This is a genomic window from Agrobacterium radiobacter (assembly GCF_040801995.1).
Lineage (GTDB): Bacteria > Pseudomonadota > Alphaproteobacteria > Rhizobiales > Rhizobiaceae > Agrobacterium > Agrobacterium radiobacter.
This window is the reverse complement of the sequence record NZ_JBEGHX010000002.1, coordinates 747,052-774,010: the sequence shown is the minus strand read 5'-3', so window position 1 is coordinate 774,010 and position 26,959 is coordinate 747,052. Positions and strand designations below refer to the sequence as shown.

Annotated in this window: 27 protein-coding genes; 12 read left to right on the top strand and 15 right to left on the bottom strand. The window is 60.6% G+C overall.

The genetic code is table 11. The annotated features are described in order from the left end of the window. Position 1: 1 nt before the first annotated feature. Both MRBLRC7O_RS17440 and ftsE read right to left on the bottom strand, forming a co-directional pair. Positions 2–1,009, bottom strand: coding sequence for a cell division protein FtsX (locus tag MRBLRC7O_RS17440; RefSeq protein ID WP_003509918.1), 1,008 nt, complete (start codon positions 1,007–1,009; stop codon positions 2–4). Continuing rightward, positions 1,002–1,661, bottom strand: coding sequence for a cell division ATP-binding protein FtsE (gene ftsE, locus MRBLRC7O_RS17435; RefSeq protein WP_003497447.1), 660 nt, complete (start codon positions 1,659–1,661; stop codon positions 1,002–1,004). The genes MRBLRC7O_RS17440 and ftsE overlap by 8 nt, the downstream gene beginning before the upstream one ends. A 199-nt stretch (positions 1,662–1,860) precedes the next feature. On the opposite strand from ftsE, the gene MRBLRC7O_RS17430 reads away from it, so the two are divergent. From MRBLRC7O_RS17430 to MRBLRC7O_RS17420, 3 genes are all read left to right on the top strand, one after another. After that, positions 1,861–2,532: a DUF3426 domain-containing protein gene (locus tag MRBLRC7O_RS17430; RefSeq protein ID WP_003509920.1), complete on the top strand. Its 672-nt coding sequence runs from the start codon at positions 1,861–1,863 to the stop codon at positions 2,530–2,532. A 68-nt stretch (positions 2,533–2,600) separates the two neighbouring features. Next, entirely contained in the window at positions 2,601–3,143 is a 543-nt protein-coding gene (gene hpt / locus MRBLRC7O_RS17425; RefSeq protein WP_003509922.1) for a hypoxanthine phosphoribosyltransferase, read from the top strand. A 142-nt stretch (positions 3,144–3,285) separates the two neighbouring features. Further along, positions 3,286–3,645, top strand: coding sequence for a response regulator (locus tag MRBLRC7O_RS17420; protein WP_003509924.1), 360 nt, complete (start codon positions 3,286–3,288; stop codon positions 3,643–3,645). A 264-nt stretch (positions 3,646–3,909) separates the two neighbouring features. On the opposite strand, the gene MRBLRC7O_RS17415 is transcribed toward MRBLRC7O_RS17420, so the two are convergent. From MRBLRC7O_RS17415 to argH, 4 genes are all read right to left on the bottom strand, one after another. Then, a complete protein-coding gene (locus MRBLRC7O_RS17415) occupies positions 3,910–6,609 on the bottom strand; it encodes a TIGR02302 family protein (protein ID WP_112539548.1) in 2,700 nt (899 codons plus the stop codon). A 178-nt stretch (positions 6,610–6,787) separates the two neighbouring features. Then, a complete protein-coding gene (gene lysA, locus MRBLRC7O_RS17410) occupies positions 6,788–8,056 on the bottom strand; it encodes a diaminopimelate decarboxylase (protein ID WP_060724958.1) in 1,269 nt (422 codons plus the stop codon). A 13-nt stretch (positions 8,057–8,069) separates the two neighbouring features. Beyond that, entirely contained in the window at positions 8,070–8,273 is a 204-nt protein-coding gene (gene lptM / locus MRBLRC7O_RS17405) for an LPS translocon maturation chaperone LptM (protein WP_060724957.1), read from the bottom strand. Positions 8,274–8,367: 94 nt separating this feature from the next. Beyond that, the gene (argH, locus tag MRBLRC7O_RS17400; protein WP_060724956.1) at positions 8,368–9,768 is read right to left on the bottom strand and encodes an argininosuccinate lyase; all 1,401 of its coding nucleotides are present in this window, start codon (positions 9,766–9,768) and stop codon (positions 8,368–8,370) included. 22 nt (positions 9,769–9,790) lie between these two features. On the opposite strand from argH, the gene tlpA reads away from it, so the two are divergent. Both tlpA and MRBLRC7O_RS17390 read left to right on the top strand, forming a co-directional pair. Further along, positions 9,791–10,459 (top strand): thiol:disulfide interchange protein TlpA, encoded by a 669-nt coding sequence (gene tlpA, locus MRBLRC7O_RS17395; protein ID WP_003509934.1) that lies wholly within the window; start codon positions 9,791–9,793, stop codon positions 10,457–10,459. 133 nt (positions 10,460–10,592) lie between these two features. Next, entirely contained in the window at positions 10,593–11,840 is a 1,248-nt protein-coding gene (locus MRBLRC7O_RS17390) for an MgtC/SapB family protein (RefSeq protein WP_060724955.1), read from the top strand. A 37-nt stretch (positions 11,841–11,877) separates the two neighbouring features. On the opposite strand, the gene MRBLRC7O_RS17385 is transcribed toward MRBLRC7O_RS17390, so the two are convergent. The 7 genes from MRBLRC7O_RS17385 to MRBLRC7O_RS17355 all read right to left on the bottom strand — a co-directional run bounded on the left by MRBLRC7O_RS17385 (position 11,878) and on the right by MRBLRC7O_RS17355 (position 17,195). Further along, a complete protein-coding gene (locus tag MRBLRC7O_RS17385) occupies positions 11,878–12,759 on the bottom strand; it encodes a 3-hydroxybutyryl-CoA dehydrogenase (protein ID WP_003509938.1) in 882 nt (293 codons plus the stop codon). Positions 12,760–12,875: 116 nt separating this feature from the next. Continuing rightward, positions 12,876–13,805: an electron transfer flavoprotein subunit alpha/FixB family protein gene (locus tag MRBLRC7O_RS17380; RefSeq protein WP_060724954.1), complete on the bottom strand. Its 930-nt coding sequence runs from the start codon at positions 13,803–13,805 to the stop codon at positions 12,876–12,878. Between the two features lie 25 nt (positions 13,806–13,830). Then, positions 13,831–14,577, bottom strand: coding sequence for an electron transfer flavoprotein subunit beta/FixA family protein (locus tag MRBLRC7O_RS17375; protein WP_060724953.1), 747 nt, complete (start codon positions 14,575–14,577; stop codon positions 13,831–13,833). Between the two features lie 184 nt (positions 14,578–14,761). Next, positions 14,762–15,535 (bottom strand): rhomboid family intramembrane serine protease, encoded by a 774-nt coding sequence (locus tag MRBLRC7O_RS17370; RefSeq protein WP_060724952.1) that lies wholly within the window; start codon positions 15,533–15,535, stop codon positions 14,762–14,764. Positions 15,536–15,567: 32 nt separating this feature from the next. Further along, positions 15,568–16,146 (bottom strand): cob(I)yrinic acid a,c-diamide adenosyltransferase, encoded by a 579-nt coding sequence (locus MRBLRC7O_RS17365; RefSeq protein ID WP_020812917.1) that lies wholly within the window; start codon positions 16,144–16,146, stop codon positions 15,568–15,570. Between the two features lies 1 nt (position 16,147). Continuing rightward, positions 16,148–16,345, bottom strand: coding sequence for a twin transmembrane helix small protein (locus MRBLRC7O_RS17360; protein ID WP_004445622.1), 198 nt, complete (start codon positions 16,343–16,345; stop codon positions 16,148–16,150). A gap of 16 nt (positions 16,346–16,361) precedes the next feature. Continuing rightward, positions 16,362–17,195 (bottom strand): SDR family oxidoreductase, encoded by an 834-nt coding sequence (locus tag MRBLRC7O_RS17355; RefSeq protein WP_087745915.1) that lies wholly within the window; start codon positions 17,193–17,195, stop codon positions 16,362–16,364. 180 nt (positions 17,196–17,375) lie between these two features. On the opposite strand from MRBLRC7O_RS17355, the gene MRBLRC7O_RS17350 reads away from it, so the two are divergent. Beyond that, complete coding sequence (locus MRBLRC7O_RS17350; protein WP_031234460.1) at positions 17,376–18,293, top strand: YihY/virulence factor BrkB family protein; 918 nt, start codon at positions 17,376–17,378, stop codon at positions 18,291–18,293. Here the strand turns inward: MRBLRC7O_RS17350 and gluQRS are convergent. Continuing rightward, positions 18,261–19,160: a tRNA glutamyl-Q(34) synthetase GluQRS gene (gluQRS, locus tag MRBLRC7O_RS17345; RefSeq protein WP_111792172.1), complete on the bottom strand. Its 900-nt coding sequence runs from the start codon at positions 19,158–19,160 to the stop codon at positions 18,261–18,263. The genes MRBLRC7O_RS17350 and gluQRS overlap by 33 nt on opposite strands. Positions 19,161–19,199: 39 nt before the next feature. On the opposite strand from gluQRS, the gene MRBLRC7O_RS17340 reads away from it, so the two are divergent. Continuing rightward, positions 19,200–19,856 (top strand): DNA-3-methyladenine glycosylase family protein, encoded by a 657-nt coding sequence (locus MRBLRC7O_RS17340; RefSeq protein WP_162266787.1) that lies wholly within the window; start codon positions 19,200–19,202, stop codon positions 19,854–19,856. Positions 19,857–19,869: 13 nt separating this feature from the next. Here the strand turns inward: MRBLRC7O_RS17340 and MRBLRC7O_RS17335 are convergent, their stop codons facing one another. Next, the gene (locus tag MRBLRC7O_RS17335) at positions 19,870–21,288 is read right to left on the bottom strand and encodes a helix-turn-helix domain-containing protein (RefSeq protein ID WP_060724949.1); all 1,419 of its coding nucleotides are present in this window, start codon (positions 21,286–21,288) and stop codon (positions 19,870–19,872) included. Between the two features lie 119 nt (positions 21,289–21,407). Between MRBLRC7O_RS17335 and MRBLRC7O_RS17330 the strand changes: the two genes are divergently transcribed. The 5 genes from MRBLRC7O_RS17330 to MRBLRC7O_RS17310 all read left to right on the top strand — a co-directional run bounded on the left by MRBLRC7O_RS17330 (position 21,408) and on the right by MRBLRC7O_RS17310 (position 26,870). Further along, complete coding sequence (locus tag MRBLRC7O_RS17330) at positions 21,408–22,940, top strand: acyl-CoA carboxylase subunit beta (RefSeq protein WP_060724948.1); 1,533 nt, start codon at positions 21,408–21,410, stop codon at positions 22,938–22,940. A gap of 102 nt (positions 22,941–23,042) precedes the next feature. Beyond that, positions 23,043–23,939 (top strand): glutathione-dependent disulfide-bond oxidoreductase, encoded by an 897-nt coding sequence (gene yghU, locus MRBLRC7O_RS17325; protein WP_003509582.1) that lies wholly within the window; start codon positions 23,043–23,045, stop codon positions 23,937–23,939. Between the two features lie 104 nt (positions 23,940–24,043). Then, positions 24,044–24,421, top strand: a complete 378-nt coding sequence (locus MRBLRC7O_RS17320) for a hypothetical protein (RefSeq protein ID WP_003509581.1) — start codon at positions 24,044–24,046, stop codon at positions 24,419–24,421. Between the two features lie 39 nt (positions 24,422–24,460). Next, complete coding sequence (locus MRBLRC7O_RS17315; RefSeq protein WP_060724947.1) at positions 24,461–24,862, top strand: hypothetical protein; 402 nt, start codon at positions 24,461–24,463, stop codon at positions 24,860–24,862. 4 nt (positions 24,863–24,866) lie between these two features. Beyond that, complete coding sequence (locus MRBLRC7O_RS17310; protein WP_112539550.1) at positions 24,867–26,870, top strand: acetyl-CoA carboxylase biotin carboxylase subunit; 2,004 nt, start codon at positions 24,867–24,869, stop codon at positions 26,868–26,870. Positions 26,871–26,959 lie beyond the last annotated feature (89 nt).

Sequence of the window (26,959 nt, the reverse complement as noted above, 5' to 3'; positions counted from 1 at the left end):
CTCACGACGCGAGGCCGTCACTTTTCGATGGATCGGAGCGGACGCGGTCAATATCGTCGATGGTGCGGATGACGGTCATGCGCGCCGTGATGGTGGTGAGAAGCGCGATGATGATCATCGTCATGGCGATGCCGAGATAACCGCCGAGTCCGACCGAAAACGAGCCAAAAAGCGCGCTTGCCTGATCGCTTTGCGGTGTGGCGACCGTGCTTGATTGCCAGAAGCCGGCGACCAGGAACACGGCGGCTGCCAGTGCGCTGCCTGCCGCGGCCCCCTTGAGGCTGATCTTCAGGAAGTGCTTCTGGAATTCGCGCGCCACGAAGCTGCTTTCGGCACCGACGAAATGCAGCACCTCGACAATATGCCGGTTGCCGGAAAGCGCGCCGCGCGTGGCGAACACCACCGTCAGCACCATGGCCGTGAAAACGAGGATGAGGACGCCGACGCCGATCATGACTGTAGTTCTGGCCATGGAGACCAGCCTGTCGACCCAGGTGCGGTGATCGTCGAGAAATGCCTGCGGGATTTCCGCTTTCAGCATATCCCGCATGGCCTGGAAATCGGGCGGATTGCTTTCATCGATGGTGATGACGACGAGACGCGGAATGGGAAGTTCGGAAAGGTCGAGACCGCTGCCGAGCCATGGTTCCAGCAGGCGCGATGTTGCCGCATCGTCGAGGATGGTGCCATCCCGCGTGCCGACAAAGGTGAGCGCCAGATTACGCGCCTTGTTCAGCGCCGCATTCATGTCCAGCCCGTCCTCAGGCTTGATCTGAATGGTAATCTCGCGGGAAATCTGGCTCTGCCAGGTGGCGGCGGTGGCGCGCACCATGGAGACCGCGCCGAGCGTCAGACAGGCAAGGAAGGCCATGATGGCGATCACCACCATCAGCGCATTGCCCTGAATGTTGGAGGGCGGCAGGATGGGCGCCATGGGGCGGATGCGCATGGGCGGGCGCTTCGGCTGCGCGGCTTCCGGTTTCAGCTGTTTGCGGTTGATCTCATTCATAGATATCGAGCCGCCCTTCGGTGAGGATCATCCGGCGCGCATCGATCTGGTCCATCAGGCCAAAATCATGGGTGGCGATGACGACGGCCGTGCCCAGCCGGTTGAGCTCCAGGAAGAGGTTGAGCAGGCGTTTGGCCATGGGCGGATCGACGTTGCCGGTCGGTTCGTCGGCCAGCAATATTTCCGGCTGGTCCATCAGCGCGCGGGCAATGGCGGCGCGCTGCTTTTCCCCGCCGGAAAGAATGGCCGGCAGCACATTGATGCGCTCGCCGAGCCCGACCCATTTCAGAAGCTCGATCACGTCGTTGCGATAGGCGCTCTCTTCCTTGCCGCGCACACGCAGCGGCAGGGCGACATTCTCATAGGTCGTCAGATGATCCAGCAGCCGGAAATCCTGAAACACGATGCCGACACGGCGGCGCAGCATCGGCAGCTCGCTGCGCGGGATGCGCGACACGTCGCGGTTGAACATGCGGATATTGCCGCGCGTCGGCTGCAGCGACATCAAAAGCAGGCGCAGAAGCGTCGTCTTGCCTGCGCCCGACGGGCCGGTCAGAAACTGGAATGACCCCTTGGGAATGTCGAAGGTCATATCCCTCAGGATCTCGGGTCCCATGCCGTAACGCAACCCGACATTTTCGAAATGGATCAACGGACTTCCAGTCTCTTCGTTTCGTGGTGGTTCGCAAGCCGCTGGCGCGTTGGGTTCGGTGTCGGGGGTTAACCCGGATCCGGTGACCCGTGCGAGCCGTTTTTGCGAAGCATTAACCAATTAAATTTAAAACTTGGCAGGATTCGTTGCAATGCCCAGTTTTGCGGGCCGGAAAACCTGACCGGGGAATTCTATGGCTATGTTCCGTTCATCTCGCCGGCAAGCGGCATTCGATTTTGATCTCCTGATGCCGGAAACGCCGGTGCGCCGTGCGGCGCGGGCAGCAAATCCCGACCGCGACGTGGTAGACGCTGAATTTGTCACCATCAAGGAAAACCGTGCGCGCCAGCCCGGAAATGACAATCGTGGCGCAGCGCGCCGGCAGGCGGTAAAGCCGCCCATTACCCTCCCCATGCTGGGCCTCGCCTTCATCGGCTGGGTGGATCGCAGATTGTCGCGCCTTTCGGCGGATGCCTATTCGGCACTGGTGGCCGGCCTCGCTATTTTTGTCTTCGTATGCTCGGGTGGTCTCTCGGTCGTAGTACCGGAAAAGACGGCCGCCGCGGCCCCGGTCAGCCCGCTCGCCATTTCCCATGTTACCGTGACCCCGCAGGAAGCGGGCGGCATGGATATTCTGCTCATCAACGGCATCGTGGAAAACAATGGCGGCAATCTGGAAGAGGTGCCGGCCCTTCGCGCCGATCTCTTCGCCGCCAAGGGGCAGCTGGTGGCCAGCATGGTCATCGAACCGCCGGTGAAAGAGATGCAGCCCGGTTTCAGTCACGGTTTTTCGGCAAAACTGCGCCATCCCGGTGGAAAAACGCCAGAGATCAAGCTTTCCTTCGTCGAGGCGGGTGCGTCCGAACGCTGACTGTGCTAACGCCTGTCTTCTATTTTTACTGAAAGGTAAAATCGGCAAGGCGCAGCACAGGAGTAAGAATGCCCGTCGTCCGTGGAAAAAATATCGAGCCGCTTTATACCGCCGAGCAGATCGCCGAGCGCAATCGCGACATGGCCAAGCACATTGCCAGCGGCCCGACCAAGGATTTGCTGGTCATTGCCGTGCTCAAGGGATCGTTCATTTTCGCGGCCGATCTTATCCGCGCGCTGCATGACAGCGGCCTTGCGCCCGAAGTCGAATTCATCACGCTGTCGAGCTATGGCACCGGCACGGTTTCGCAAGGCGTCAGGATCGTCAAGGATATCGACAGCGATGTGAAGGATCGCGATGTGCTCCTGATCGACGATATTCTGGAATCCGGCCGCACGCTGCGTTTCGCCAAGGAACTGCTCTATGAGCGCGGCGCGCGCCACGTCACCATCGCCGTGCTGCTCGACAAGAAGGTGAAGCGCAAGGAAGATCTGGAGGCTGATTATGTCGGTTTCGAATGTCCAGATTATTTCGTCGTGGGTTACGGCATGGACGTGGCCTATGCCTTCCGCGAACTGCCTTTCGTCGGCGTCGTGACCGGCGACGCCTGACTACTTCTCCCGTGCCGGAACGGAACAGGGCGGAGACGCCTCATTAACCATTCACCCAGCCAAAGCCTGGGTGTTTACCTCTTGAAAAGAGGAGCCTGCGATGTTGCTCACGGCTGGAAATGATGCCCAGGAGCAATGATTGATGGCGAAGATTCTGATTACCGAAGATGAGGATGCATTGCGGGCTTTTGTCGCCCGCGCCCTGCGTCTCGACGGTCACGAGACCCATGAGGCGGCAGACGGCGAGCAGGGGCTGGAGAAGCTGCAGGAAACCAGTTTCGATCTTCTTCTTTCGGATATCCGCATGCCGGTCATGGATGGCATCGAGCTGGCGCACCGCGCCGCCGAAAGCTTCCCGGCCATGCGCATTTTGTTGATGACCGGTTATGCCGAACAGCGCGAACGCGCTGATGATCTGGCCGAAAAGATTGTCGATGTGGTTTCCAAACCCTTCGCGCTTCCCGATATCCGCAAGGCTGTCGCCCGTGCGCTCGCGGCGTGAGCGAAGGTTATAGAAATTTGAAAAGGGCGGCCGTCGGGCCGCCTTTTTTGTTGACCAGACTTACCCGATGGTCTTTCCGCTTCCACTTCCGTCATCCCGGCCTTGAGCCGGGATCCAGCCAGCCCAAGTCCTTGGGCTGAAAAGAGTCGTCTCGCCGCGCAGACGCGCGTCTGCTGGATGCCGGATCAAGTCCGGCATGACCGAGAAACTTTACCCTTTAAAACTGGCTGTACTGGAGCGCACGGAGTAAACCGGGCATGCGCCTCACTTGATATCCAGCAACCGCTCCAGATAACGCCGCTCGATTTCCCCCGGCGGGTTGTTGCCGAGCTTTTCACGGATAGCCTCGAGGATTTCGCGGGCACGCTGAACGTCGATCTCGTCAGGCACCTTCACCTGATCGCCGAAATCCGGGCCGGTGGTGCTGCGCGGACGGCCGAGCGGGTCGCGACCGTTCTGGCCGCCCTGTCCGGCCATGCCTTCCTGACCTTGCCCGGGCTGCTGACCCTGCTGGCGCATGGCCTGCATGATCTGGCCCATCATGTCCTGCGCGCCCTGTCGCAGCGCGTTCAGCGCATTGCCCTGGCCTTCGACAGCCTGTTCGCCCTGGCCCTTGCCCAGTGCTTCACCGGCGCCCTGCATTTCCTGCTGCGCCTTGCCGAAGTTTTCGCCCGGTTCCATGCCGAGATCACGAAGACCCTGCTGCAATTCGCCGAGTTGCTTGCCGAGTGCATCCTGCTGGGCCCGCAGGTTTTTCAGCGCTTCGCGCAATTGTTCCGCAGTCATCTGGTCAGACTGTTGCTGCCCACCCTGCTGGCCATTTTCGCCCTGTTCGCCCTGCTGTCCCTGTTGCGGCGGCTGGCCGTTCTCGCCCATCTGCTGGTCGTCTTCGCTTTCGCCGCCCTGCTGCGGGTCGCCGCGCTGCATGCGGTCGCGCAGCGCCTGATCGAGCTTGAAAGTCTCGTCCATCAGCTTCTGCTGCTGCTGCAGGATTTCGCCCAGCTTGTCGATCTGCTGGCGCATCTTGCTGCTTTGCTGCTGCCCCTGCTGGCCCTGACGCTGCGGCCTGCCTGCCTGCAGATTGTTCATCATGCGCTGCAGCTGCGAGAGCATTTCCTGCGCCGCGTCGCGGTTGCCGGAGCGGGCGAGGTTCTCGATCTGGTTCATCATGTTTTCCAGATCGCGCTGGCGCAGCACGTTCTGCGCCTGCTGGTTCATGTTGGCTTGCGGCGCGTTCTGCATGCGCTGCGCAAGCTCGTTCATGAATTGTTGCATCGCTTCCCGCAGTTCCTGCATCAGCTTGGCGACCTCCTCGTCGGAGGCATTGCGCTGCAACGCTTCCGAAAGCGCAGTCTGCGCATCGCGCAGGCGTTTTTCGGCCTGCGAAAGATCGCCATCCTCGATGCCGAGCGCAATTTCCCAGAGGTAATCAGCCGTATCCTTCAGCATCTCCTCATTATAGGCGAGCCGCATGCGGGTCTGCGCCGATTGCAGCAGGAGATAATGCGTGGTGTTGGGAATGGTCTCTTCCGGGCGCAGGCCTACCGCCTCGTTATAGGCGATGGCCTTCGGCATCTGGCGCGTGTCCAGTGAGAAAATCTGCCGCTGTTCGGCGATGGAGGCCGCCAGCGGTTCGGAGAAGTTACGGCCCGGCAGCACCATTTCATGCGCGGGGCTGCGGCCGGTCTGGCCGGCGCCGTCGGTCGCCACCAGCGTGATGCGCACGCGCTTGCCCGCCATCGGATGTTCGGTCAGGTTGCGGCTGGTCAGGCCCTTGATTTCGCGATTGTTGTGCCGCGGCAGATCGAGCTTGAATTCCGGCGCCGGGTAAAGTGCGGTTGCGCCTTCCGCTACGCCAAGCGGCTCGATGATCGCATGGGCTTCCTTCAGGCCGTAATCGTCTTTGGCCGTGAAGCCCACTTCCAGCGCGCCGTTGACGGCCCGGCGCGGCATGTTGTCGAAGGCGATGCTGGGCGGCTGGTCGGGAATGACGTTGAAGACCCATTGCTCGCCATTGGCGGTAATCATGCCGCTTTCGGTGACATCCATGGCGAAGGTGCGCGGCGCGACGGGCTGATCCGCCGAACGCACCGGCGCCTGAACGGCGACCTCGCCGCTTGCACTGTCGGCGCGCGCCGCTTCCGGTGCAAGCTTCTGCAATGCGCCTGCCATTTCCGGTTCGAAGGTCACCTCCTCGCCGCCATCGCCGCCGGTCATGCGGATCGTCAGCTTGGAGGATTGCGGCACGGAAACCGCGTCGCGGTTGGTTGCGTCACGCCCGGTCAGGAAAATCGGTGCGCGGCCGGTATAAGCGGGCGGCGTGACCCAGGCATCGAGACGAATATCCGGATTGAGCGGACCGACGACCGGCCGGCTGCGGAAAGCATCGGCAACGGTGCCCGCGCCGTTGGAATAGGAAAAACCGAAAGCAGTGACCAGAAGCAGTGCCGGAATGGCGCGCAGCGCCAGCCGGTCATAACGGGCGATATCGGGTTTCGGCAGGCCGGCATTGAGCGCGGCGATGCGCTCCGCCATGCGAATCTGGTGTTCTTTCCAGAGTGTGCGGGAAAATGGTGTGTCAAAGGCAGGTTCGTCTTCCTGCACGCCGACTGGCTGGTGCGCGAGACCGTTCCGATCCTCTAGGAGGCGCGACGCATCATTATCCGTCGGCCATTTCAGCCTGAGGATCGGCAGAAGCGTGGCGATAAAACTGAAAACCAGCACAAAAACGATGCCAAGCCGTAGGAAATCCGGCATGTGTCGGTAAAGGCCGAACCAGGCGAGCGCCAGAAACACGGCGGCGATGGAGAGCGGCCACAGGGTTTTAGGTGCGATTTTCTCGCAGAGCAGCACGATTTTCGCGAAGAAGCGCTTGGCGGCAACCAGACGGGCAAGGTCCGGCCGCTGCGCGAATGCGCCGGTCGGGCGCTTTCTGCCTGTCCTGTCCTCTCCGGTTGTGGTCATCAATCCGTTCTCCCGGTTCTGGCCACGTCAAACGCCATTCCCGGAACGGCGAGCTGCTTGTATCCTGAGGGGCAAGGATAACATTCTTTGTGGCGAAGACGAGGGCAAGCGGATGCTCACCCCCATTTTTTAGGCAACTTCGCTTGATTGTGATCGGTCCGCGGTGCGACAGGCGAAATCAATCGAGCCAGACGGGTACGGAATCGAGAGCGATCAGCTCTTCATAGGTGCCGCGCGGGCGGATGACGTGGAACTTGTCACCCTTCACCAGCACTTCCGGCACCAGCAGGCGCGAATTATACGTGCCGGCCTGCACCGCGCCATAGGCGCCGGCGGAGCTGACGGCGATGAGATCGCCCGGCTGCGGTGCGGCCATCTCGCGGTCCAGCGCCAGATAGTCACCGGTTTCGCAGACGGGGCCGACGATATCGGCCTTGATACGCGGCGCGTCTACAGCGGGCTGCGCGACCGGGCGAATGCCGTGATAGGCCTCGTAAAGCGTCGGGCGGATGAGGTCGTTCATCGCGCCGTCAACGATCACGAAGGTCTTCTCGCCGCCATCCTTCACATAGATCACCTCAGTCACCAGAATACCAGCATTGCCGACAATCAGGCGTCCCGGTTCGGTGATGATCTTACAGTTGAGGCTTTTCAGTTCATTCTTGACGATATGCGCATAGGCATCGGGCAGCGGCGGCGGGTTGTTGTCGTCGCGGTAGGGAATGCCGAGACCGCCGCCGATGTCGACATGGCTGATCGTGTGTCCGTCGGTGCGCAGCGCCTCGACCAGTTCACGCAGCAACCGGAAGGCATCCTCGAAAGGCTGCAATTCGGTAATCTGGCTGCCGATGTGCATATCTATGCCGGTGACTTCGATACCGGGCAAAGTGGCGGCATGGGCATAGACCGCGCGGGCGCGTTCATAGGAGATGCCGAACTTGTTTTCTTTCTTGCCGGTGGAAATCTTGGCGTGGGTGCGCGCATCCACGTCAGGATTGATGCGGAAGGAGACATGCGCCCTTTTGCCGGCCTTGACGGCGCGCAGGTTGAGGACTTCCAGCTCCGGCTCGGATTCGATGTTGAAGCAGTAGATGCCGGCATCCAGCGCGTAATCCATTTCCGCCACGGTCTTGCCGACGCCGGAAAACATGATGCGGCTTGCCGGCACGCCGGCTGCAAGCGCGCGGCGCAATTCGCCACCGGAGACGACGTCGATGCCCGCGCCGAGCTTCGCCAGCGTCTTCAGCACCGCCTGATTGGAATTGGCCTTCATGGCGTAACAGACCATGGCGTCCACATCGGCAAAAGCGCCTGAGAACACCTTGTAGTGGCGCTCCAGCGTCGCGGTCGAATAGACGTAGAAGGGCGTGCCCACCGCCTTGGCGATCTCAGGCACGGGCACGTTTTCGGCGTGCAACACGCCGTCGATATAGCCAAAATGGTTCACGGGCTTTTATCCGTCAGAGAAGCTTGTCGAGGATGAAAGGACGTTCCGCCGTTGCCGGTTTCGTTTCCGTTCCGTCGGCATTGCGTTTGTTGCGCATTTCGACCGGCGTGCTCGGTGGATCGATATCGCCCTTTCGCCCACAGGCGCTGAGAGCAAGGCTGACGGCGAGCGTCATGCCGATGGGAACGATGATTTTGCGCGCGGTTTTTGAAAGCATGAGCCTGTCCAAAGGAAATATGTGCCTCTCTGATAACGAAAAACAGGGCGCTTGTGCACCCTGTTTCTTGTGATCGCAGCGTAACGCAGATTTATCAGTTGCGTCCACGCCACCAGGCGATCTGCTTTCGCACTTCCGAAGGGGCCGTGCCGCCGAAGCTCACGCGGCTGGCAACCGATGCTTCGACCGAAAGAACGTCGAAAACGCCGCTGGTGATGGCAGGATGAATTGCCTGCAGCTCCTCGAGCGAAAGATCGGCCAGATCGCAGCCCTTCTTTTCCGCCAGCGCCACGGCATTGCCGGTCACATGGTGGGCATCGCGGAAGGGCAGGCCCGCCTCGCGCACCAGCCAGTCGGCGAGATCGGTGGCGGTGGAATAACCAGATCCCGCCGCCGCACGCATGCGGTCCTTGCGCACTTCGAGGTCGCGGATCATGCCGGTCATGGCGGCAATCGCCAGTTCCAGGCTTTCGGCGGCGTCGAAAACCTGTTCCTTGTCCTCCTGCATGTCCTTGGAATAGGCGAGCGGCAGGCCCTTCATAACAGTCAGAAGCGCTACCAGCGAGCCGTTGATGCGGCCGGTCTTGGCGCGCACCAGTTCGGCTGCGTCAGGGTTCTTCTTCTGCGGCATGATCGACGAGCCGGTGGAAAAAGCGTCCGACAGGCGGATGAAGCCGAATTGCGGCGTCGACCAGATAACGATTTCTTCGGCGAGACGCGACAGATGCGTGGCGCAGATCGAGGCGATCGACAGGAATTCCAGCGCGAAATCGCGGTCGGAGACGGTGTCGATGGAATTGCGGGTCGGCTCGCGGAAGCCGAGCGCCTTCGCCGTCATGTGGCGGTCAATGGGGTAGCCGGTGCCGGCAAGAGCGGCAGCACCGATCGGGCTTTCATCCAGATGCTCGATGGCGTGGCGCACGCGGGCGCGGTCACGGCCGAACATTTCCACATAGGCCATGCAATGATGGCCGAAGGTGACGGGCTGGGCTGTCTGCAGATGGGTGAAGCCGGGCATGACCGTATCGGCATTTTCTTCGGCGCGATCGAGGAAGGCGGCGATGAGCGCGGTCAGCATGCTCTCCGTCTTCTGCAATTCTTCCTTGACCCACAGGCGGAAATCGAGCGCCACCTGATCATTGCGCGAGCGGGCGGTGTGCAGACGGCCGGCCGCCGTGCCGATGAGGGTGGCAAGCCGCGCCTCGATGTTCATGTGAATATCTTCGAGCTTGCGCGAGAATTCGAAGGTGCCGGCCTTAATCTCTGACAGGATCGTGTTCAGGCCGTGAACGATCTTGTCTTTATCTTCCTGCGAAATAATGCCTTTTTCCGCCAGCATGGCGGCATGCGCCATAGAGCCGCGGATATCCTGGGCGTAAAGCTTCTTGTCGAAGCCGATGGAGGCATTTATCTCTTCCATGATGGCAGATGGCCCGGAAGCGAAACGTCCGCCCCACATCTGGTTGGAGGATTTCTGATCTGTGCCGTCAGCCATGTTAAGTGCCCTGGAGTATTCGATGACAGAAAAAAGGCCGTTCAGGCTTCCTTCCGCCAAATTGGTTGCAATTGCTGCCGTGGCCGGTGTGCTCGCCGGTGCTGGCGCGGTCTGGTTCAGGCATATTGGGTCTGAGAGCCCGGTTCAAGGGGCAGCGGTGGCCGAGGGCGGTTTATGTGAAGGTGCGGCAAACCGCATCGCTTCGCTGAAGCCGTTTCTGAAAGGGCAGGTGGCGGCCATGTCGGCGGCGGACAAGCCGCGCGTCATCCCGCTGTCCTTCAAGGGACCGGAGGCTAAGGACATGACGCTTGCCGACCTCAAGGGCAAGGCGGTCCTTCTCAACCTCTGGGCCACATGGTGCGTGCCCTGCCGGGAAGAGATGCCGGCTCTGAACGCGCTGGAGAAGGAAAAGGGCGGCGAGAATTTTGAGGTCGTTGCCGTCAATATCGATGTCGGCGCGGATGAAAAACCGAAAGCCTTCATGGATGAATACAAGATCGACGCCCTGAAACACTACCGCGACAGTTCCATGGGCGTCTTCAACGTTTTGAAAAAGGAAGGCCTCGCTTTTGGCCTGCCGGCCACCCTGCTGCTGGATGAAAATGGCTGCCTGCTCGCGGCCATGAACGGCCCGGCGGCGTGGGACAGCGAGGATGCCAAGGCGCTGGTGACCGCCGCGACGGGAAAATGATGCCGGTGGCTGGATCCATGAGTTGAGAGCCGCAACCGCCCTCAAGACAGGCCTGTCCAGGATGGGCCGGTGCAGACAAGCCAGCGTCCGCCCCGTATAATGATCCTGCTTCCGCCATGGAATAGGTGCCGACATGGAGTTGCTTATCCCCCGGCTTGGTCTTGCCCTTGCCATCGGCCTGCTCGTCGGCCTTGAGCGCGGCTGGCGGGAGCGTGATGCGCCGGCGGGCAGCCGTACCGCCGGGATCAGGACCTATGGCATTGCCGGCTTGCTCGGTGGCATCTTCGGCATCTTGGCCGATGAGCAGGGCAATGCCTTCGCCTTTGCGGCGGGTTTTTTGGGTTTCGCATTCAGTTTTTCGTGGTTCAAGCTGCGTGAGGCGCGCCATGACAATGATTTCAGTGTCACCGGCGTGGTTGCGGCGCTCTGCGTCTTTGCCCTCGGCGGGCTTGCGGTAACGGAGCAATATCAGGCGGCGGCTGCTGGTGGCGCGGCCCTTGCGGCATTGCTTGCGGGCAGGGAAGTTCTCCACCGTCTGCTGAAACGGCTGACATGGATCGAGCTGCGCTCCGCACTGGTGCTTGCAGTGATGACCGCCGTCGGCCTGTCGATCCTTCCAAACCGGACAATCGATCCGTGGGGCGGTTTCAACCCCTGGGAAATATGGCTGTTCACCGTGCTCAGCGCCACGATTTCCTATTGCGGCTATATTGCCGTGCGGTTGCTCGGCTCAACCCGCGGCCTGCTGGTGACCGGGCTGGCGGGTGCTCTGGTTTCATCAACCGCCGTAACCGCCAGCTTCGGGCAGAAGGCGAAAAGCGGCGAAAACGTCTGGCCTCTTGCGGGTGTGGCGGCGCTGGCCGCGGCTGTATCGCTGCTTCGGGTTCTCGCTATCGTCCTCGCCCTCTCGCTGACGACGTTTTCCCTCATCGCACCGGCAACGCTGACCGCTGCACTGGTTCTCGGATTGAGCGGCGCCGGCCTCATAAGGCTGCAGGACACGCAGCCCGGACAGGAAATCGACGCAAAAAATCCGTTCGACTTGGTGCCCCTTGCCATCTTCGCCGCGCTCTTTGCTGCAACGCGAACGCTGAATGCCGTTCTTCTCGTCTGGATCGGCACGGGTGGTTTCATCGCCCTCACGGCTTTGTCGGCCATATTCGATGCCGATGTCGCCGTTCTCAGTGCGTTGCGAGCCAACGCGCAGAATCTTTCGCCTGATATCGTGGCGAGCGCAATTCTCGCCGCTCTCGCCGCCAACGCGGTAGGCCGCGTATTCGTCGCTGCCGTTTCCGGAACGCTCGTTTATTGCGGGTTGCTCACGGCCGCATCCGTCCTCGCCGCTGGCGCTGGCGCGGTCACTTACCTGCTGATTGCCTGAGAGTTTAGCCGAAGGCAGAGACGATATTGGTCCGGGCTCAGCGCGTGGGGACCGGCGTCTCGCCGCGATAGTCGTAGAATCCGCGGCCGGACTTGCGGCCGAGCCAGCCGGCCTCGACATATTTGACCAGCAACGGGCATGGGCGGTATTTGCTGTCGGAGAGGCCATCATGCAGCACCTGCATGATCGACAAACAGGTGTCGAGACCGATGAAATCGGCAAGCTGCAGCGGTCCCATCGGGTGGTTGGCGCCAAGCCGCATGGCGGTATCGATGGCTTCGACGGAGCCGACGCCTTCATAAAGCGTGTAGATCGCCTCGTTGATCATCGGCAGCAGGATGCGGTTGACGATGAAGGCTGGGAAATCCTCGGCGACGGTGATCGCCTTTTCCAGCGTCCGCACATAATCCTTGGCCGCGTCGAAAGTCTTTTCATTGGTGGCAATGCCACGCACCAGTTCCACCAGCTTCATGACCGGCACCGGATTCATGAAGTGGATGCCCATGAACTGCTCGGGCCGATCGGTGGCGGATGCAAGGCGAGTGATGGAGAGCGAAGACGTATTGGTGGCGAGCAGCGCTTCGGGCTTCAGGACCGGGCAGACCTGCGCATAAATCTTGCGCTTGATCTCTTCATTTTCCGTCGCGGCCTCAATGACGAGATCCATGGCTGCCAGATCATTGATATCAGTCGATCCGCTGATCAGCGCCAGCGCCTGCTTGCGGGCGTCGTCCGAAAGCTTGCCGTTGGTGACCTGGCGGGCGAGATTGCCGTTGATCGTGGCGAGACCGGCCTCGATGCCTTCCTTGGAAAGATCGTAGATATGGACCCTGTAACCGGCGATGGCGGAGACATGTGCAATGCCGCATCCCATCTGACCGGCTCCGATGACACCGATGTTTTTAAAGGGGGCGGTCATAGGTTGGTCTCCTCTCAGGGATTTTGTCTGCGTTATTGCCGGCGATGTTACGCATATCGCCGAAAAAGAGAAGGCGGCGCGTTTAAAAAACGCGCCGCCTCCAATTTATGCTTAAATTACAGCGATTTTTCGAGTTCCGGCAAGGCTTCGAACAGATCGGCGACGAGGCCGTAATCCGCAACCTGGAAGATCGGCGCTTCTTCATCCTTGTTGATGGCGACGATAACCTTCGAGTCCTTCATGCCGGCCAGATGCTGGATGGCGCCCGAAATGCCGGCGGCGATGTAAAGCTGCGGGGCAACCACCTTACCGGTCTGGCCCACCTGCCAGTCGTTCGGCGCATAACCGGCATCGACGGCTGCGCGCGATGCACCAACGGCTGCACCGAGCTTGTCGGCGACGGGAAGGATGACTTCCTTGAACTTCTCGGAAGAACCAAGCGCACGGCCGCCCGAGATGATGATCTTCGCAGAGGTCAGTTCCGGACGGTCGGACGACGCCAGGGCATCGGAAACGAAGCTGGAAAGGCCGGGGTTTGCGGCCGCGCCGATGGTTTCGACCGCTGCCGAACCGCCTTCTGCCGCTGCCGCAAAGGCGGTCGGACGCACGGTGATGACCTTCTTGGCGTCGGTTGCCTGCACCGTCTGGATGGCGTTTCCGGCATAGATCGGGCGCTTGAAAGTATCAGGGCTGACGACTTCGATGATTTCCGAGACCTGGGCAACGTCGAGAAGGGCCGCAACGCGCGGCGTCACGTTCTTGGCGGATGCCGTCGCCGGGGCGATGATGACGTCATAGGAGGGGCTGAGCGAAACAACCAGCGCCGCCAGCGGCTCGGCGAGCGCGTTGGCATAGGATGCGTCTTCGGCAAGCAGCACCTTGGACACACCGGAGAGTTTCGCGGCAGCGTCGGCAGCGCCCTTGGCATTGGCGCCGGCAACCAGCACATGGACGTCGCCGCCAATCTGCGTTGCCGCCGTCAGCGTCTTCGCCGTCAGGTCGGAAAGGGTTGCGTTGTCGTGTTCTGCCAGAAGAAGAATGGCCATAAGAATATCTCCCTTTTCCGAAACCTTAGAGGACGCCGTCGGCTTTGAGCTTTTCGACCAGCTCGGCAACCGAGCCAACCTTGATGCCGGCCTTGCGGCCTGCCGGCTCTTCGGTCTTCAGCACCTTCAGGCGCGGCGAAACGTCGACGCCGAAATCGGCCGGCGACTTTTTGTCAAGCGGCTTCTTTTTCGCCTTCATGATGTTCGGCAGCGAGGCGTAACGCGGCTCATTGAGACGAAGATCGGTGGTGACGACGGCGGGAAGTTTCAGTTCGATCGTCTGCAAACCGCCATCGACTTCACGGGTGACCGCGACCTTGCCGTCTGACGGTACGACCTTGGAGGCAAACGTGCCCTGGCCCCAGCCGAGAAGGGCGGCCAGCATCTGGCCTGTCTGGTTGCTGTCGTCATCGATCGCCTGCTTGCCGACGATGACGAGACCGGGCTGTTCAGCCTCAGCGACACCCTTCAGCAGCTTGGCGACGGCGAGCGGCTCAACCGTTTCGTCGGTCTCGATCAGGATGGCGCGGTCGGCGCCCATGGCGAGCGCGGTGCGCAGCGTTTCTTCCGCCTTGGCCGGGCCGATGGAGACGACCACAACCTCTTCGGCCTTGCCGGCTTCCTTCAGGCGAAGGGCCTCTTCCACCGAGATTTCGTCGAACGGGTTCATCGACATTTTCACATTGGCAAGCTCAACGCCAGAACCATCCGCTTTCACGCGGATCTTCACGTTGTAATCGACGACTCGTTTAACGGGGACAAGGATTTTCATCGGCGGCTTTCCTCAAACTCCTGTCCGCTTTGGCCAGTTGACCGCGCGGACCTCCAAAAACAGGTTGGCGACATGGATAAGCATTTTTCCCGCAAATACAACGGAGCAATCTTCATTATCACATGCACGTAAGGCATATCTTACGTTGACGTTAACGTAAATACTCTATCTCTCACGCAGGGTCTCATCTACCCCCGTCATAGCCCCGTTCGATTTGCGACAACCCTGCCGTTTGCGACGTATTCTTGAACTGCGCCGCCCTCGGCGCAACAATGGTGCGGTCAAACAGGGGCACGCCTCGCCTGCGCATGAAAACCACCAGGATCGCGCCTGCTATTATGCCGCCGACATGGGCGCCCCAGGAGACGTTTTCCTCGAGCCCCAGCGCCAGCATCAGGAACTGCTGGCCAATCCACAGCGCCAGCGGAATGAAGGCGGGCAAAGGAAGCGGAATACGCATGAGAACCAGCACCCAGACACGCACCCTGGGATGCAGCAGGAAATAGGCCGCGACGACACCGGAAACCGCACCCGAAGCGCCGATCAGCGGCCCTTCCGATGTGGGTGAGACGACGCCGTGAAACAGCGCGCCGACAATGGCGCAGGCAAGATAGAAGATCAGGAAACGGAAATGGCCAAGCGCGTCCTCGACATTGTCGCCGAAGACCCAGAGAAACAGCATGTTGCCGGCCAGATGCCAGAAATCGAGATGCAGGAATGCGTAAGTGACAACAGTCAGATCGTCAGGCACCACCTGCAGGGCCGGTTCCAGATAAGCATAATCGAACACGACGGCCGGAATGAAGCCAAGGCCGAGCGCTGCGGCATTGGCCTCGGTATCGCTGGCAAGCACGCCGGTAAACAGCCAGACCAGCACATTGACCACGATCAGGCCGATGGTGACATATTGTAGCCGGATATGTTTGAGGGAATTCGCATCGTGCAGCGGTATGAACATGGAACGTCCTTCATTTGCGCAAGTGATGCGATCTAGCGGTTCTTGCCCGGAACCCACAATATGTCGGCTTTGCCGGCATCATTGGCGAAACGGGCCGCGACGAACAGGAAATCGGACAGGCGGTTGGCATATTTCAACGCTGCCGGACTGACGATCTCATTCTCGGAAACGGAAAGTTCCACCATCAGCCTCTCCGCCCGGCGGCAGACGGTGCGCGCCAGGTGCAGATTGGCCGCCGCCGCGCTGCCGCCCGGCAGCACGAAAGAGGTCAGCGGTTCGAGGGCGGCATTGAGTTCGTCGATTTCATTTTCCAGCCGTGTGACCTGGCTTTCGACGATACGCAGGGGCTCGTAAGAAAGCGGCTCTCCACTATCAGGTGTGGCGAGATCGGCGCCGAGATCGAACAGATCGTTCTGGATGCGAAAGAGCATGGCATCCAGCCGTTCCAGCCCGCCCGTATGCAGTCGCGCGACGCCGATGGCCGAATTGGTCTCGTCCACCGTGCCATAGGCCTCGACGCGAAGATCGTGCTTCAGCCGGCGCGGGCCGGAAACCAGCGCGGTCGTGCCTTTGTCGCCGGTGCGGGTGTAGATCTTGTTCAGTTTCACCATGTCAGCGGCCACCGCCGGTGAGCCAGAGGGTAAGCATGATCAGCGCGATGGCGATGGCCTGCAGGAGAAGGCGAAGCTGCATCAGCTTGTTGGACCGGTTGGCATCCTGCCCCTTCAGCATGTTGAAGAGGCCGCGTATCAGCACGATGACGACGAGGCCCATGACGATAAGGGCCAGAACGGTGGTGAAGCCGGACATGCGGTATTACTCCTCCTCAATCGAATCTGCGCAGCAGACGATAGAAAAGTCCGGCAGGCAAGAGCCGTTTCAGGATAAGCCCCTGTTTGGCTGGCACCGTGACGGGATAATGCGGCTTCGGTTTTGCCGCCGTCAGGGCGTGTTTCAGCACGGCATAAACCGCATCGGGGCCAAGCTTGTGACGGTTGACGGGACCGGAGCCATCCATGCGCGCCAGCTGGCGTTTATATTCCGCCGCATGGGCCGAATTTTCGAGATCGATATGCTCGTTGATATGGGCAAGCGCCGTCGCGGTGAATTTCGAGGTGATGGGACCGGGTTCGATCAGGCTCACATGGATGCCGCTGCCCTGAAGCTCCATGCGCAAGGTGACGCCCAGCCCCTCAAGCGCGAATTTCGAAGCGGTGTAAGCGCCGCGATAACGATAGGGCACGAGGCCGAGAATGGAGGAGCAATGCACGATGCGGCCGACGCCGCGGGCGCGCATGAAGGGAATGACCCGCCGTGTCAGATCGTGCCAGCCGAAGACATTGGTTTCGAACTGGGCTCTCAGCGCTTCGACAGGCAGGTCCTCCACCGCGCCCGGCTGGCCATAGGCGCCGTTGTTGAAAAGCGCATCGATGCGGCCGCCGGTTCGGGCGGCGACGGTATCCACCAGCGCGGCGATGGTTTCGGGCTTGGTGTAATCCATGATCAGGGTTTCGATGCCCTGATTTTCAAGTGCGGCCATGTCGGCGATGCGGCGCACGGTGGCGAAAACCCGCCAGCCGTCCCGGTGGAGCGCGCCGGCGCAATAAGCGCCAATGCCCGAGGAACATCCGGTAATGATGATGACGGGCTTTTCAGACATCTGCCGCTCCGGGAAACCGACTATTGCTCTGGCCCGTTTGACCGGCCCATGGAAAACGCATTGCGCAAAATCCTTCTCAGTGACGGAACCGAAAGCCGGGCTTGCGCGCTGTACAAAGCGAAGCTGATTTCCCATATTCGGGACGAAGTTACAAATGAAATGCCGATGAATGGAGGTGACATGGTTGCCGCAGTGCGCCTGGCAGGCAAGGTTGCCTTCGATGCCTATTCCCATTTCGCCGAGGATGACGGCTGGGCGATGGCGAGCCATATGGCGCTTTCCATCCTGCTGGCGCTGTTCCCCTTTCTGATCTTCGGTACGGCGCTTGCCGGTTTTCTCGGCGCTGACCAGTTTTCCGAAACGGCGGTGCATCTGATTTTCGACACCTGGCCTGAGGCGATTGCCGGGCCGCTGGCGGCGCAGGTGCAGCAGGTGCTGACCATTCCGCGCGGCGGGCTGCTGACGATTTCGGTGCTGGCCGCCGCCTATTTTGCCTCCAATGGCGTCGAGGCGCTCCGAATTTCACTCAACCGCGCCTATCGTGTCACCGAAACGCGATGGTGGTATGTCACCCGCCTGCTCAGCCTGCTTTATGTGCTGATCGCCGTGGTCGTCTTTGCCGGCATCAGTATCGTCCTTGTTGCCGTGCCGGTCGCCACCTCTTTTGCCGAGCAGCGGTTCCCGTGGCTGACGGATGTGCTGAACACCATCTCCAGCCTTGGTCTTTACGGCACCATCGTGGTTCTGACGGCGGGGCTGGTGGCCGCGCATCTTTGGCTGCCCGCCGGCAAGCGCCGTATCTGGGATGTCTGGCCGGGCATTCTCTTGACGATGATCTTCTGGGTCATCGGCGCGGCGATCTTTGCCTATTATCTCTCCACCTTCGCCAATTATGCCGCCACCTATGCCGGTCTTGCCTCCGTCATGGTGGTTCTGGTGTTTCTTTATATGGTCGGCGTCATCTTCATGCTCGGTGCGGAGGTCAATGCCGCGCTCATGAAATACAAGGTGCGGCAGATCATCCGCCGCAATATCGGCGGCAGCGGCGCGCGCCGGGAGCGGGCGCTAGAGGAGACCGACAAGCCGGCGGATATCTGACGGCGTCACCCCTTCCGCCCGCAGGGCGGAAAGGCCGGTACTGCCTTCGCTTTTCGAAAGCTTTCGCCCGTCTGCGCCCAAAATAAGCCGGTGATGATGATAGTTGGGTTGCGGCAGGTCCAGCAGGTGCTGCAGCAGCCGGTGGATGGCGGTTGCGTGGAAGAGATCCATGCCGCGCACCACATGGGTGATGCCCTGCAGCGCATCATCAACCACAACGGAGAGATGATAACTTGAAGGCGCGTCGGAACGCGACAGCACCACATCGCCCCAGAGCGCGGGAAGGGCCTCGATCCGCCGGGGCCCGCCGTCGCCGCTCTCCTGCCAGTACAGGGGGATGCCGGCGGCGCGGATCGCCTTTTCCATATCGAGCCGCCAGGCGTGCGGACGGCCGGAGGCGAGCAGCGCCTCCCGCTCAGCCTTTGGCCTCTCCCGATCTAAGGCCGGGTAAAGTGGCGCACCATCAGGATCGCGTGGCCAGAGCCTTCCTTCTGCCTCAAAAGTGCGAACGATGGCCTTTGTTTCCCCACGGCTGAGAAAAGCCGGATAGGCGAGGCCCGCGTCGATCAGCCTGTCCAGCGCCGCGCGATACTCATCGAAATGTTCCGATTGCCGCCGCACCGGTTCTTCCCAGGAAAGTCCCAGCCAGCCGAGATCATCATGGATCGCCTGCTCCAGCTCCGGCGTGCAGCGCGTCTGGTCGATATCCTCGATGCGCAGCAGAAAGCGGCCGCCATTGTCCTGCGCCATGTCATGGTTCAGGAAGGCGGAAAGCGCGTGGCCGAGATGCAGCAGGCCGTTGGGGCTTGGCGCAAAGCGGTAAACCGGTTTTTGACGGAAAGGCGAAGGCATGGTTTCTTCTGCCATGTTTTAAAGCGCCCCACCAGCCGGCTGGCGGCATATGGAATGACGGATATGAAAATCATTACCGGGATGGATGACATCAGCGAAGGGCTGGAGCATCTCGCCCACCTCGATCCGGCTCTCAGCCTCATTATCGAAAAAGCCGGTCCGCTGGAGCTGCGCATTCACGAGCCCGGCTTTGCCGGCCTTGCCCATATCGTCGTGTCGCAGATGGTGTCGCGCGCCAGCGCCAACGCCATATGGGCGCGTATCCTTACCGGCACCGGCGGCGTGGTCACGGCGGAAAATTATCTCGGCGCACCCGAGGAATTGCGCGCTGGCTTCGGCCTTTCCCGGGCCAAGGCGACGACGCTGGAAGGGCTGGCGCGCGCCGTCACGGAAGGGCAGATCGATCTTGATGGCGTGGTGCGCAAGGAAGCCGCTGCCGCCCTTTCCGAACTGGTTGCGCTTCGTGGTATCGGCCCGTGGACGGCGGAGGTCTATCTGATGTTCTGCGGCGGGCATCCGGATATTTTCCCGGTCGGCGATGTGGCGCTGAGATCGGCGGTGGCTCACGCGCTTGATCTGGAGGTGAGGCCGGAAGCGAAATGGCTGGCGGAGCGTGCGGCACTCTGGTCGCCTTGGCGCTCCGTGGCCGCGCGGCTTTTCTGGGGCTACTACGCCAATATCATGCGGCGCGCCATGGTGCCTTTACCCTGATACTCCCGCGGCGCTAGAAGTCGGCGATCCTGTAGGGCAGGGCTCCGCGCGAAAGATGATCGAAATGCAGCTTGCGTTTCAACGGCGGCACGGCGCGCTGCACGCAGTCCACCCTTTCGCAGACCCGACAGGAAATGCCGATCGGCTTGAAGGAGGCCGCATTGCCGAGATCGAGCGTATCGGCATAAACGAAATTCTGTGCATGGGAAATTTCGCAGCCAAGCGCGATGGCGTAACGTGGTCTTTCCGTATTGAAACCCGCGCCAGCTTTCTCGATTTGCGTGGCGATGGAAAGATAGCGCACACCGTCAGGCGTTTCCGCCAGCTGCCGCACGATCCTGTCGGAGCTTTCGAAAGCCTGATGGATATTCCAAAGCGGACAGGCCGCTCCGAAACGGGCAAATTGCAGCCGCGTGGCGCTGTGGCGTTTGGTAATGTTGCCGGCGCGGTCGATCTTGGCGAAAAAGATCGGCACGCCCTTCATGCCCGGGCGCTGCAAGGTGCTCAGCCTGTGGGCAACCTGCTCAAGGCTCGCGCCGAAGCGCACGGCGAGAAGCTCCAGATCGTGACGCAGTTCCTGAGCCGCCCGATGAAATCGGCCATAGGGCAGGATGAGGGCTGCGGCGAAATAATTATGCAATCCGATACGACAGATTTCCGCCGCTTCCACATTGCGGAATCCGGCACCGGCCAGCACTCTGTCCACCGTCGCGCCGGCGTGAAGCTGGGCGATCTGCAATGCAAGCTGAAAACAGCGGGTCGGCGCGGCCATGTAGGAGCTGAGAGCGAGCGTTTTGCCGGTGGGGTCGAAGTGCCGGATCAACCCGCCTGCCGCCTCCGTTCTTGTGATATGGATGCCGTAACGGTTGCGCAGTTGCGCGGCCAGAATGCCGTAGGTCTCGCCGCCTTCTATCTCCAGTTCTTCCGCCAGCTCTTCGGCCAGAAGGTCGATCTCGGCGACGTAATTGTCGACGAAGTGGAAGAAATCGCGCACCTCCTCATAGGGGGTTCTTTCCACCTGCGCGGTTCCGCGGCCCAGCCGGTCATCCAGCTGCACCAGCTGCTCGCTGTTCTGGCGATAGGCCTGATGGGCGCGCAGCAGCGCATGGGCAAAACCCGGCGCGTTCTGGGCGATCAGTTTCAGTTCCTGAAGGCCCGGTTCGTAGTTCATGAAGAGCGGATCTTTCAGTGCCTCACGCACGGCGGAAACCAGCCGGTCGCTTTCGCCCGTCGCCAGTTCCGCCATGTCGAGCTGGAATTTTTCCACCAGCGTCACCAGAACGCTGGCCGAAACCGGGCGTTGATTGTTCTCGATCTGGTTCAGGTAGCTCGCGGAGATGCCCAGCCGCTCGGCAAATTGCGCCTGCGTGGCGCGGGCGTTTTCGCGAAGGCCGCGCACCTTGCGGCCGATGAAGAGTTTTTCCGTCGCCATATTGCAACTTTGCAAAATTAAATATTGCAAATATTTATGGCACGCATACGCGCACGATCAAGGCTTCTGGCAGACTATTTTCTGGGCTATGGATCGTAATGACAACGCATGGAGGAAACATGCCCGGCATTCTGGAGCAGTTGGAAACGCGGCGGGAAGAGGCGCGGCTCGGCGGCGGCGTCAAGCGCATTGAGGCGCAACACGCCAAGGGCAAGCTGACGGCGCGCGAGCGTATCGACGTGCTCTTGGATGAAGGTTCCTTCGAAGAATACGACATGTACGTCACCCACCGGGCGGTGGATTTCGGCATGGCGGACCAGAAGATTGCAGGTGACGGCGTCGTCACCGGCTGGGGCACCATCAATGGCCGGCAGGTCTATGTTTTCTCGCAGGATTTCACCGTGCTCGGCGGTTCGCTGTCGGAAACCCATGCGCAGAAGATCTGCAAGATCATGGATATGGCGGTGCGCAATGGTGCGCCGGTGATCGGGCTGAACGATTCCGGCGGTGCGCGTATCCAGGAGGGTGTGGCCTCGCTCGGCGGTTATGCCGATGTGTTCAAGCGCAATGTCGTCGCCTCCGGCGTCGTGCCGCAGATATCAGTTATCATGGGGCCTTGTGCGGGTGGTGCTGTCTATTCGCCTGCCATGACCGATTTCATCTTCATGGTGCGCGATACCTCCTACATGTTCGTGACCGGGCCGGATGTGGTGAAGACCGTGACGAACGAGATCGTCACAGCGGAAGAGCTTGGCGGTGCCTCCACCCATACGAGAAAATCCTCCGTCGCTGACGGCGCTTATGAAAACGACATCGAGACGCTGGAACATGTGCGGCTGCTGTTCGATTTCCTGCCGCTCAACAATCGCGAAAAACCGCCTGTCCGGCCGTTTCATGACGATCCGGCGCGGCTGGAAGCACGTCTCGATACGCTGATCCCCGACAGTTCCAACAAACCCTACGACATGAAGGAACTGATCCACGCGCTGGCGGATGAGGGAGACTTCTTCGAACTGCAGGAAGCCTTTGCCCGCAACATTATCACCGGCTTCATCCGCCTTGAAGGCCAGACGGTGGGGGTTGTCGCCAACCAGCCGATGGTGCTGGCCGGCTGCCTCGATATCGACGCCTCGCGCAAGGCCGCCCGCTTCGTGCGCTTCTGCGATGCCTTCAACATTCCGCTGCTGACGCTGGTGGATGTGCCGGGCTTCCTGCCGGGTACGGCGCAGGAATATGGCGGCGTCATCAAGCACGGCGCAAAACTTCTCTTCGCCTATTCGGAGGCCACGGTGCCGATGGTGACGCTGATTACGCGCAAGGCCTATGGCGGCGCTTATGACGTGATGGCCTCCAAACATATCGGCGCGGATGTGAACTACGCCTGGCCGACGGCGGAAATCGCTGTCATGGGAGCAAAAGGAGCGGCGGAAATCCTCTATCGTTCCGAGCTTTCCGATCCCGAGAAGATTGCCGCGCGCACGAAAGAATATGAGGAGCGTTTCGCCAATCCCTTCGTGGCGGCGGAACGCGGTTTCATCGATGAGGTCATCATGCCGCATTCCTCACGCCGCCGCATCGCCCGCGCCTTCGCGTCGCTGCGCAACAAGAGCGTCGAAACCCGCTGGAAGAAACACGACACCATTCCGCTCTGATTTGCTGCAGGGCTGGAAAAATGCTTCGGCCACCTTACTATATGGATGTTCAGGCGCCCGGATTTCCGGATGTCCTCCCGAAACGCACAAGGACAGTTTTTCATGGCCGAAAATTCCTCCGCAGATAATTTCCCCGCCGGATATGAAGTGCCCAAGGTCTGGACCTGGGATAAGGGCAATGGCGGCCAGTTCGCCAATATCAACCGTCCAATCGCCGGTCCCACCCATGAAAAGGAACTGCCTGTCGGCAAGCACCCGCTGCAGCTTTATTCGCTGGCGACGCCGAACGGCCAGAAGGTCACCATCATGCTGGAAGAATTGCTGGCTGCCGGCCACAAGGGCGCAGATTATGATGCGTGGCTGATCAAGATCGGTGAAGGCGACCAGTTCGGTTCCGGTTTCGTCGGCGTCAATCCGAATTCCAAGATCCCGGCGCTGATGGATCATTCGACCCCTGAGCCCACGCGTGTTTTCGAAAGCGGCTCCATTCTCGTTTATCTCGCGGAAAAATTCGGCGCCTTCCTGCCGAAGGAGGGTAATGCCCGCACGCAGGCGCTGAACTGGCTGTTCTGGCAGATGGGCTCCGCCCCCTTCCTCGGCGGCGGTTTCGGCCATTTCTACGCCTATGCGCCGGTGAAGATCAAATATGCGATCGACCGTTACGCCATGGAGGTCAAACGCCAGCTCGACGTGCTGGACCGGCACCTCGCCGACAACCGTTATCTCGCCGGTTCGGAATATACGATCGCCGATATGGCCGTCTGGCCGTGGTATGGCAAGATCGCGCTCGGTCAGGCCTATGGCGATGCCGGTGCGTTCCTTGAAGCGGACAGCTATAAGAACGTCATGCGCTGGACGCTCGAAATCGGCGAGCGCCCGGCGGTCAAGCGCGGTGTGATCGTCAACAAAACCTCGGGCGATCCGTCCGAACAATTGCATGAACGCCACGATGCCTCCGACTTCGAAACGAAGACTGAGGACAGGATCGGCAAGGCATAACGAAAAGATTAGAGCGCTAAAAGCGCTCTAACTATTTGAATTGACGCATTTCCGGACGTAAAAGCGATTCCGCTTTTACTGGAAATGTTCTGGAAGGACTAAAGATGGCGAACCTGCCCGAAATGACCAAACACAAGGGATTTCCCTCCGGCATGCCGAGCACGGGCGTCCAGTTCACCATCCGTCGCGCCAACCCCAAAGGGGTAACACCGATCAAGATGATACCCCGCCGGGCGCGCAACGACACCAAGGAGCATCGCATCGATGCCGCCTTCCTGCACTCGCTCTGGCACCATTTTGGTGCCGAGCCCTTCGAGCGCGGCAATCTCGACGCCGCCCGCCTCAACCTGCTTTTCGGCCGTGAGGTCATACCTGCGGAAAAGAATTTCGATCCGCTTTCCTATCAGGCGATGCTGGTGATTGACGAGCGCGTTGCCCGGCAGAATTTCCCGGAATCATTCGAGAATTTTTTCGAGATCTGAGGGCAGGCGACGGCATTTTTCCTGAGGGGGAGGAGGAACATGATTGTCGACATACTCCATATGGACCTGCAATGGCTGCGACGCTGGGTGAGGCAAGGTCGCGGCGGTAACGCGGGCAGAGCATCGGGCAGTCGTGATCCAAAGCCAAAGATGACGCCGGAAGCTGCCCGGCTCGATCACCGGCAGATGCTGCGTTTCATGGCGTTCAATGCGGCGGTCGGCGTGCTGATCGGCGTCTGCGTCGGTGCAGCGCTGATTTTTCTCGACATTGGCGGTTTGGGCGCGCGCATCGGTCGCGCCGCAAATCCGGTTGTGCCGGTATTGCTGGTGGTCGTGCCCATCGCGTCCCTGTTCGGCGCGGCGGCCACCGCCTCGGCGATCCTGATGATGCCCTATGAAAAGAAATTCCGCGACGATGATGACGATGCGAGGGGAGAATAACCGCATGATCAAGAAAATCCTCATCGCCAATCGTGGCGAGATCGCCTGCCGTGTGATCAAGACCGCGAAGAAGATGGGCATCGCCACTGTCGCGGTCTATTCGGATGCGGATGCCAATGCGCTGCATGTGAGACAAGCGGATGAAGCCGTTCATATCGGCCCGGCTCCCTCGTCGCAGTCCTATATCGTCATTGACAAGATTCTCGAGGCAATCGCGAAGACCGGGGCAGATGCTGTCCATCCCGGTTACGGCTTCCTGTCGGAAAATGCTGCCTTCGCTGAGGCTCTGGAAAAGGCGGGTGTCGCCTTCATCGGCCCGCCTGTTGGCGCCATCAAGGCCATGGGCGACAAGATCACCTCGAAGAAATTGGCCGCAAAAGCGGGCGTTTCCACCGTCCCCGGCCATATGGGGCTGATCGAGGATGCGGATGAGGCGGTAAGGATCGCCTCCCAGATCGGTTATCCGGTCATGATCAAGGCGTCCGCCGGCGGCGGCGGCAAGGGCATGCGCATCGCCTTCAACGATACCGAGGCGCGCGAGGGGTTTCAGTCCTCGAAAAACGAGGCGAAATCCTCCTTTGGTGACGACCGCATCTTCATCGAGAAATTCGTCACCCAGCCGCGCCACATCGAAATTCAGGTGCTGGGCGACAAGCACGGCACCATCCTCTATCTCGGTGAGCGCGAATGCTCGATCCAGCGCCGCAACCAGAAGGTCATCGAAGAAGCGCCGTCACCCTTTCTGGATGAAGCGACCCGCAAGGCCATGGGCGAGCAGGCCGTGGCGCTGGCAAGGGCGGTCGGTTACCATTCGGCCGGCACGGTGGAATTCATCGTCGATGGCGAGAGGAATTTCTACTTTCTGGAAATGAACACTCGCCTGCAGGTGGAACATCCGGTGACGGAGCTTGTTACCGGCATCGATCTGGTCGAGCAGATGATCCGTGTGGCATCAGGTGAAAGGCTTTCCTTCGCACAGGCGGATGTGAAACTGAATGGCTGGGCGATTGAAAGCCGGCTTTATGCCGAAGACCCCTATCGCAACTTCCTGCCTTCCATTGGCCGGCTGACGCGCTATCGACCACCGCGGGAAGGTGCGCAGGAGAACGGAACGGTCATCCGCAACGATACCGGCGTCTTCGAAGGCGGCGAAATCTCGATGTATTACGATCCGATGATCGCCAAACTGTGCAGCTGGGGCCAGGATCGCGAAACGGCCATCGACGCCATGGGGCAGGCGCTTGACCGTTTCGAGGTGGAGGGCATCGGCCACAATCTGCCCTTCCTGTCGGCCGTCATGCAGCATGAGCGGTTCCGGGCCGGAAGGCTCACGACGGGCTTTATCGCGGAAGAATTTCCGGAAGGGTTTTCCGGCGTCGAGCCGGATGAAGCCGCGGCGCGTAAGCTTTCCACCATTGCCGCCATCATCAACCAGCGCGTACAGAACCGCGCGGTCGAAATTTCCGGCACCATCGGTAATCACCGCCGCATTGTCGGCCATGACTGGGTGGTTTCATTTGGCGCATTGCACCAAAGGGTCAGCGTTGAAACCGGTCCGGATGGCACGGTGGTCCGCTTTGAGGACGGGGCGGCTTTGGCCATCGATACCGGCTGGCTTCCGGGCCAGAGTCTGGGTCTGTTCAACTTGGCGGGCGAAGTTATCGCCGCCAAGGTTGATCTTGCCGGCGCGGCGGTTCGCCTGCGCTGGGGCGGCATGGATATTCTTGCCCGCGTGCGCAGCCCGCGCGTGGCGGAACTGGCGCTGCTGATGCCGGAAAAACTGCCGCCGGATACATCGAAACTGCTGCTCTGCCCCATGCCTGGTGTCATCACCGGTATTTCGGTGGGCGAAGGCGACGAGGTGGAGGCCGGGCAGGCGCTGGCGACGGTGGAGGCCATGAAGATGGAAAACATCCTGCGCGCGGAAAAACGCGGTCGGGTTGCCAGGGTGGCGGCAAAACCGGGCGACAGCCTCGCGGTGGACGAAGTCATTCTCGAATTCGAGTGATAGCCGCTGCCGTTTTCCGGAACGGATGCGGGCCGGAGCGGTTTACGGGGTCGGGCCTGCGGGCGGCCGTTCGATTTTCGTCACGATCA

Bases quoted from the DNA above. Each gene is read 5' to 3' on its own strand.
- MRBLRC7O_RS17420 (WP_003509924.1), top strand. From the start codon at position 3,286: ATGGCGAAGATTCTGATTACCGAAGATGAGGATGCATTGCGGGCTTTT.
- MRBLRC7O_RS17375 (WP_060724953.1), bottom strand. From the start codon at position 14,577: ATGAAAATCCTTGTCCCCGTTAAACGAGTCGTCGATTACAACGTGAAG.
- MRBLRC7O_RS17365 (WP_020812917.1), bottom strand. From the start codon at position 16,146: ATGGTGAAACTGAACAAGATCTACACCCGCACCGGCGACAAAGGCACG.
- MRBLRC7O_RS17335 (WP_060724949.1), bottom strand. From the start codon at position 21,288: ATGGCGACGGAAAAACTCTTCATCGGCCGCAAGGTGCGCGGCCTTCGC.
- MRBLRC7O_RS17370 (WP_060724952.1), bottom strand. From the start codon at position 15,535: ATGTTCATACCGCTGCACGATGCGAATTCCCTCAAACATATCCGGCTA.
- MRBLRC7O_RS17315 (WP_060724947.1), top strand. From the start codon at position 24,461: ATGATTGTCGACATACTCCATATGGACCTGCAATGGCTGCGACGCTGG.
- MRBLRC7O_RS17350 (WP_031234460.1), top strand. From the start codon at position 17,376: ATGGTTGCCGCAGTGCGCCTGGCAGGCAAGGTTGCCTTCGATGCCTAT.
- MRBLRC7O_RS17430 (WP_003509920.1), top strand. From the start codon at position 1,861: ATGTTCCGTTCATCTCGCCGGCAAGCGGCATTCGATTTTGATCTCCTG.
- MRBLRC7O_RS17380 (WP_060724954.1), bottom strand. From the start codon at position 13,805: ATGGCCATTCTTCTTCTGGCAGAACACGACAACGCAACCCTTTCCGAC.
- MRBLRC7O_RS17310 (WP_112539550.1), top strand. From the start codon at position 24,867: ATGATCAAGAAAATCCTCATCGCCAATCGTGGCGAGATCGCCTGCCGT.
- MRBLRC7O_RS17340 (WP_162266787.1), top strand. From the start codon at position 19,200: ATGACGGATATGAAAATCATTACCGGGATGGATGACATCAGCGAAGGG.
- MRBLRC7O_RS17440 (WP_003509918.1), bottom strand. From the start codon at position 1,009: ATGAATGAGATCAACCGCAAACAGCTGAAACCGGAAGCCGCGCAGCCG.
- MRBLRC7O_RS17320 (WP_003509581.1), top strand. From the start codon at position 24,044: ATGGCGAACCTGCCCGAAATGACCAAACACAAGGGATTTCCCTCCGGC.
- MRBLRC7O_RS17355 (WP_087745915.1), bottom strand. From the start codon at position 17,195: ATGTCTGAAAAGCCCGTCATCATCATTACCGGATGTTCCTCGGGCATT.
- MRBLRC7O_RS17360 (WP_004445622.1), bottom strand. From the start codon at position 16,345: ATGTCCGGCTTCACCACCGTTCTGGCCCTTATCGTCATGGGCCTCGTC.
- tlpA (WP_003509934.1), top strand. From the start codon at position 9,791: ATGACAGAAAAAAGGCCGTTCAGGCTTCCTTCCGCCAAATTGGTTGCA.
- MRBLRC7O_RS17330 (WP_060724948.1), top strand. From the start codon at position 21,408: ATGCCCGGCATTCTGGAGCAGTTGGAAACGCGGCGGGAAGAGGCGCGG.
- MRBLRC7O_RS17390 (WP_060724955.1), top strand. From the start codon at position 10,593: ATGGAGTTGCTTATCCCCCGGCTTGGTCTTGCCCTTGCCATCGGCCTG.
- yghU (WP_003509582.1), top strand. From the start codon at position 23,043: ATGGCCGAAAATTCCTCCGCAGATAATTTCCCCGCCGGATATGAAGTG.
- hpt (WP_003509922.1), top strand. From the start codon at position 2,601: ATGCCCGTCGTCCGTGGAAAAAATATCGAGCCGCTTTATACCGCCGAG.
- MRBLRC7O_RS17385 (WP_003509938.1), bottom strand. From the start codon at position 12,759: ATGACCGCCCCCTTTAAAAACATCGGTGTCATCGGAGCCGGTCAGATG.
- lptM (WP_060724957.1), bottom strand. From the start codon at position 8,273: ATGCTTTCAAAAACCGCGCGCAAAATCATCGTTCCCATCGGCATGACG.
- gluQRS (WP_111792172.1), bottom strand. From the start codon at position 19,160: ATGGCAGAAGAAACCATGCCTTCGCCTTTCCGTCAAAAACCGGTTTAC.
- MRBLRC7O_RS17415 (WP_112539548.1), bottom strand. From the start codon at position 6,609: ATGACCACAACCGGAGAGGACAGGACAGGCAGAAAGCGCCCGACCGGC.
- argH (WP_060724956.1), bottom strand. From the start codon at position 9,768: ATGGCTGACGGCACAGATCAGAAATCCTCCAACCAGATGTGGGGCGGA.